Annotated in this window: 5 protein-coding genes; all 5 read left to right on the forward strand. The window is 59.9% G+C overall.

The window, feature by feature from the left end:
• Positions 1-3: 3 nt before the first annotated feature.
• Positions 4-312, forward strand: coding sequence for an NADH-quinone oxidoreductase subunit NuoK (nuoK, locus tag AACY50_RS19185; RefSeq protein WP_003223790.1), 309 nt, complete (start codon positions 4-6; stop codon positions 310-312).
• Positions 309-2,162: an NADH-quinone oxidoreductase subunit L gene (gene nuoL / locus AACY50_RS19190; protein WP_339434124.1), complete on the forward strand. Its 1,854-nt coding sequence runs from the start codon at positions 309-311 to the stop codon at positions 2,160-2,162. Before nuoK ends, nuoL begins: the two co-directional genes overlap by 4 nt.
• A gap of 39 nt (positions 2,163-2,201) precedes the next feature.
• Positions 2,202-3,734 (forward strand): NADH-quinone oxidoreductase subunit M, encoded by a 1,533-nt coding sequence (nuoM, locus tag AACY50_RS19195; RefSeq protein WP_339539012.1) that lies wholly within the window; start codon positions 2,202-2,204, stop codon positions 3,732-3,734.
• A gap of 7 nt (positions 3,735-3,741) precedes the next feature.
• Entirely contained in the window at positions 3,742-5,205 is a 1,464-nt protein-coding gene (gene nuoN, locus AACY50_RS19200; protein ID WP_008082842.1) for an NADH-quinone oxidoreductase subunit NuoN, read from the forward strand.
• Positions 5,206-5,321: 116 nt separating this feature from the next.
• Positions 5,322-6,238: transposase (locus AACY50_RS19205; RefSeq protein WP_339539013.1), on the forward strand; the 917-nt coding region annotated here is incomplete at its 3' end.

The raw sequence follows: 6,238 nt of genomic DNA on the forward strand, positions 1-6,238 counted from the left end.
GACATGCCTGCTATCCCTCTCGAACATGGATTAGCCGTCGCCGGCATCCTGTTCTGCCTTGGTCTGGTCGGCCTGATGGTCCGCCGCAACATTTTGTTCGTGTTGATGAGTCTGGAAGTAATGATGAACGCCTCGGCACTGGCGTTCATTGTTGCAGGCGCCCGTTGGGGCCAGCCGGATGGACAGATCATGTTCATCCTGGTGATCAGCCTTGCAGCCGCCGAGGCCAGTATTGGTCTGGCGATCCTGCTGCAACTGTATCGCCGCTTCCACACGCTCGATATCGACGCTGCCAGTGAGATGCGCGGATGAATCTTATCTTTCTGACTTTCGTATTCCCTCTGATCGGTTTCCTGCTGCTGTCGTTCTCCCGTGGACGCTGGTCGGAAAACCTCTCGGCGCTGATCGGCGTGGGTTCCATTGGCTTGTCGGCGATTGTCGCCGCCTACGTCATCTGGCAATTCAACGTCGCGCCACCCGAAGGCGGTCACTACACGCTGGTACTGTGGAAGTGGATGGCGGTCGAAGGCTTCAAGCCTGACTTCGCCCTCTACGTCGATGGCCTGTCGATCACCATGCTCGGCGTGGTTGTCGGTGTAGGTTTCCTGATCCACCTGTTCGCGTCCTGGTACATGCGCGGCGAAGCGGGTTACTCGCGCTTCTTCTCGTACACCAACCTGTTTATCGCCAGCATGCTGTTCCTGGTACTGGGCGATAACCTGTTGTTCCTGTACTTCGGCTGGGAAGGCGTGGGCCTGTGCTCGTACCTGTTGATCGGTTTCTACTACAGCAACCGCAACAACGGGAACGCCGCACTCAAGGCCTTCATCGTGACCCGCATCGGCGACGTGTTCATGGCCATCGGCCTGTTCATCCTGTTCCAGCAAGTGGGCACGTTGAACATCCAGGAACTGCTGGTGCTGGCACCGCAGAAATTCCAGGTCGGCGATTTCTGGATCACGTTGGCGACCCTGATGCTGCTGGGCGGTGCGGTCGGTAAATCGGCACAACTGCCACTGCAAACCTGGCTCGCGGACGCGATGGCTGGCCCGACGCCGGTTTCGGCACTGATCCACGCTGCCACCATGGTAACCGCCGGTGTCTACCTGATCGCCCGTACCCACGGTCTGTTCACCCTGGCGCCGGACATCCTGCACCTGGTTGGCATCGTGGGCGGTGTGACGCTGGTGCTGGCAGGTTTCGCAGCACTGGTGCAAACCGACATCAAACGTATCCTCGCCTACTCGACCATGAGCCAGATCGGCTACATGTTCCTGGCGTTGGGCGTCGGTGCATGGGATGGCGCGATTTTCCACCTGATGACCCACGCCTTCTTCAAGGCCCTGCTGTTCCTGGCTTCCGGTGCGGTGATCGTTGCCTGCCACCACGAGCAGAACATCTTCAAGATGGGCGGTCTGTGGAAGAAACTGCCACTGGCCTACGCCAGCTTCATCGTCGGCGGCGCGGCGTTGTCCGCCCTGCCACTGTTGACCGCAGGCTTCTACTCCAAGGACGAAATCCTCTGGGAAGCGTTCGCCAGCGGCAATCACGGCTTGCTCTATGCCGGCCTGGTCGGTGCGTTCATGACCTCGCTGTACACCTTCCGCCTGATCTTCATCACGTTCCACGGTGAAGCCAAGACCGAAGCTCACGCCGGTCACGGCATCGCTCACTGGCTGCCACTGTCGGTGCTGATCGTATTGTCGACATTCGTCGGCGCCATGATCGTGCCACCGCTGCACGGCGTACTGCCGCAAAGCGTTGGTCATGCGGGTGGCGAAGCCAAGCACAGCCTGGAAATCGCGTCGGGCGCCATCGCCCTGGCCGGTATCCTGCTGGCGGCCCTGCTGTTCCTCGGCAAGCGTCGCTTCGTGACGGCAATCGCCAACAGCGGCATCGGCCGTTTCCTTTCGGCCTGGTGGTTCGCTGCCTGGGGCTTCGACTGGATCTACGACAAACTGTTCGTCAAGCCTTACCTTGCGATCAGCCACGTACTGCGCAAAGACCCGCTCGACCAGACCATCGGTCTGATCCCGCGTATGGCCAAGGGCGGTCACACTGCCCTGAGTCGCACCGAGACCGGTCAACTGCGTTGGTATGCGGCTTCCATGGCTGCTGGTGCCGTGCTGGTAATCGGCGCCATCGTGCTGGTAGCGGTCTGATATGAACCTTGCGAATTTGCGAAAGGAAACGAGCCCGTCATGATTCTGCCTTGGCTAATCCTGATCCCCTTCATCGGCGGCCTGCTGTGCTGGATGGGTGAGCGCTTCGGCGCTACCCTGCCCCGCTGGATTGCGCTGTTGACCATGACCCTGGAACTCGCCCTCGGCCTCTGGCTGTGGGCCCACGGTGACTATTCATTTGCTCCGGCGCCTGGCGCCGATCCGACCTGGGCGCTTGAGTTCAAGCACGTCTGGATCCAGCGCTTCGGCATCAACGTGCACCTGGCCCTCGACGGCCTGTCGCTGTTGATGATCCTGCTGACCGGCCTGCTGGGTATCCTCTCGGTACTCTGCTCGTGGAAAGAGATTCAACGTCACGTTGGCTTCTTCCACTTGAACCTGATGTGGATCCTGGGCGGCGTTGTCGGCGTGTTCCTCGCCCTCGACCTGTTCATGTTCTTCTTCTTCTGGGAAATGATGCTGGTGCCGATGTACTTCCTCATCGCGCTCTGGGGTCACAGTTCTTCGGACGGCAAGAAAACCCGGATCTACGCCGCCACCAAGTTCTTCATCTTCACTCAGGCGTCCGGCCTGATCATGCTGGTGGCGATCCTTGGTCTGGTGCTGGTCAACTTCAACAACACCGGCGTGATTACCTTCAACTACGCCGACCTGTTGAAAACCAAGATGTCGATGACCACCGAGTACATCCTGATGCTCGGCTTCTTCATCGCCTTCGCGGTCAAGCTGCCGGTCGTACCGTTCCACTCGTGGTTGCCTGATGCCCACGCCCAGGCGCCGACTGCCGGTTCCGTCGACCTCGCCGGTATCTTGCTGAAAACCGCGGCCTACGGTCTGCTGCGTTTCGCCCTGCCGCTGTTCCCGAATGCCTCGGCCGAGTTCGCGCCGATCGCCATGACCCTTGGTCTGATCGGGATCTTCTACGGTGCGTTCCTGGCATTCGCGCAAACCGACATCAAGCGTCTGATCGCCTTCTCGTCCGTTTCCCACATGGGCTTCGTGTTGATCGGCATCTACTCCGGCAGCCAACTGGCGCTGCAAGGCGCTGTGATCCAGATGCTCGCGCACGGTGTGTCGGCGGCGGCACTGTTTATCCTCAGCGGTCAGTTGTACGAGCGTCTGCACACTCGTGACATGCGTGAGATGGGCGGTGTGTGGTCGCGTATCGCTTATCTGCCAGCGATCAGCCTGTTCTTCGCAGCCGCTTCGTTGGGTCTGCCGGGTACCGGTAACTTCGTCGGCGAGTTCCTGATCCTGATCGGTACGTTCGCCAGCGCTCCATGGATCACTGCGATTGCCACGTCCGGTCTGGTGTTCGGCTCGGTCTATTCGCTGATCATGATCCACCGTGCTTATTTCGGTCCGTCCAAATCGGATTCGATCCTGCACGGCATGGACGCTCGCGAACTGATCATGGTGCTGGGCCTTGCGGTACTGCTGATTTACCTCGGCGTCTACCCGCAACCGTTCCTCGACACTTCTGCCGCCACGATGCATGGCGTACAGCAGTGGCTCGGCACCGCCTTCACTCAACTCGCTTCGGCCCGGTAAGAGCGCTATGGAATTTACGATTCAACACTTTATTGCGCTTGCGCCACTGTTGATCACCAGCCTCACCATTATCGTGGTGATGCTGGCAATCGCCTGGCGCCGCAACCACTCGCAGACCTTCCTGATCTCGGTGGCTGGTCTGAACCTGGCCTTGCTGTCGATCCTGCCAGCCCTGAAAGTCGCGCCTCTGGCCGTAACGCCATTGCTGCAAATCGACTCGTTCGCTTGCCTGTACATGGCGCTGATCCTGGTCGCCACCCTCGCTTGCGTCACCCTCGCCCACGCCTACCTGGGCGATGGCGGTTCGGGTTACCCGGGCAACCGTGAAGAACTGTACCTGCTGATCCTGATGGCCGCCGCCGGTGGTCTGGTTCTGGTCAGCGCGCAGCACCTGGCCGGTTTGTTCATCGGTCTGGAACTGCTGTCGGTGCCGGTCTACGGTCTGGTGGCTTACGCCTTCTTCAACAAGCGTTCGCTGGAAGCCGGCATCAAATACATGGTGCTGTCGGCCGCCGGTTCCGCGTTCCTGTTGTTTGGTATGGCGCTGCTGTACGCAGACTCCGGTTCGCTGAGCTTCGTCGGTATCGGTCAAGCGCTGGCCGCGACCGGCCTGCCAAGCTCGCTGGCGCAACTGGGCCTGGGCATGATGCTGATCGGTCTGGCGTTCAAGCTGTCGCTGGTACCGTTCCACCTGTGGACGCCGGACGTGTATGAAGGTGCTCCAGCACCGGTGGCTGCGTTCCTTGCGACCGCTTCAAAAGTGGCCGTGTTTGCGGTGATGGTGCGTCTGTTCCAGATCTCCCCTGCCGCGAGCAGTGGTGTACTGAGCGACGTGCTGACCGTCATCGCGATTGCCTCGATCCTGTTCGGTAACCTGCTGGCCTTGACCCAGAGCAACCTCAAGCGTCTGCTCGGTTACTCGTCCATCGCGCACTTCGGCTACCTGCTGATTGCACTGGTGGCGAGCAAGGGTCTGGCAGTGGAAGCCATCGGCGTCTACCTGGTCACCTACGTGATCACCAGCCTCGGCGCGTTCGGCGTGATCACTCTGATGTCCTCGCCGTACAACGGCCGCGACGCCGATGCACTGTATGAGTACCGCGGCCTGTTCTGGCGCCGTCCGTACCTGACCGCCGTACTGACCGTGATGATGCTGTCCCTGGCCGGTATCCCGCTGACCGCAGGCTTCATCGGCAAGTTCTACATTATCGCTACCGGTGTCGAGTCGCACCAATGGTGGCTGGTAGGTTCGCTGGTACTGGGCAGCGCCATCGGCGTGTTCTACTACCTGCGCGTGATGGTCACCCTGTACCTGATCGAGCCGAACCTGCGCCGCCACGATGCGCAATTGCACTGGGAACAGAAGGCAGGCGGCGTGATGCTGCTGGCCATCGCCCTGGTTGCGTTCTTCCTCGGCGTTTACCCGCAACCATTGCTGACACTGGTGCAGCAGGCGGGTCTGGCTGGCTGATTGTTCGGCTGGCTAGACATGAAAACGGCACCTTCGCAGACTGTGTGAAAACCTAGCAATCTGCGCAGCGCTCAATGAAAATGCTCCGTATCGAAAGATACGGAGCATTTTTCGTTATGGCCTACATCCAAGGAGTGTCCCGCAGCCAGACCAGCGTGTTCCCGGCCTCGCTGGAGGAACTGATCCCCGAGGATCACCTCGTTCGTGTGATCGACCTCTACGTCGCCAAGCTGGATCTGGTGCAACTGGGCTTTGACAAAGCGTTGCCCAAAGGCACCGGGCGCCCCTCTTATGATCCTGCCGATCAGCTAAAACTCTATCTCTACGGCTATTTCCAACGGCTTCGCTCCTCACGCCGACTTGAGGTCGAGTGTCAGCGCAACGTCGAAGTGATGTGGCTGATCAACCGGCTCAAACCCGATTTCAAGACCATCGCCGACTTTCGCAAAAACAACAAACTCGCCTTTGTGGCGACGTGCCGTGCCTTCGTTCGGTTTTGCCGCATGGCGGGTCTGATCGCAGGCGACTTGGTGGCCATCGATGGCAGCAAGTTTCAGGCTGTCGCTTCCTCGCGGCGCCACACGAACCTCAAGCAGCTCAAGCGTCAGGAAGAGAAGCTGGATAAGCGCATCGCTCAGTATCTGGCCGAGCTGGATGAGGCTGACAAGACCGAGATGGGAGAGGTGGTTGATCGCGGCGCGATCAAAACAGCACTGGCGCAGCTTGAAGTTCGGCAGCAGGACAATCAGAGCTGCCAAGCGCTGATGAACTCGATGGGCCTGGAGCAGTTCAACACCCACGAAAGCGATGCTCGTATGATGCGCACGCCCAAAGGGCCGCGGGTGGCCTACAACGTACAAACCGCCGTGGATGCCGCACATTGCCTGATTTTGCACCATGAAGTGACCCAGGACGGCGACGACCGAAAACAACTGGAGCCAATGGCCAAGGCCGCCAAAGAACAGCTGGAACAAGAAGCCCTGAGCGTGACGGCCGATGCCGGCTACTCAAACGGCCAGCAGTTTCAGGCCTG

The organism is Pseudomonas sp. RA_15y_Pfl2_54 (assembly GCF_963971015.1).
Lineage (GTDB): Bacteria > Pseudomonadota > Gammaproteobacteria > Pseudomonadales > Pseudomonadaceae > Aquipseudomonas > Aquipseudomonas baetica_A.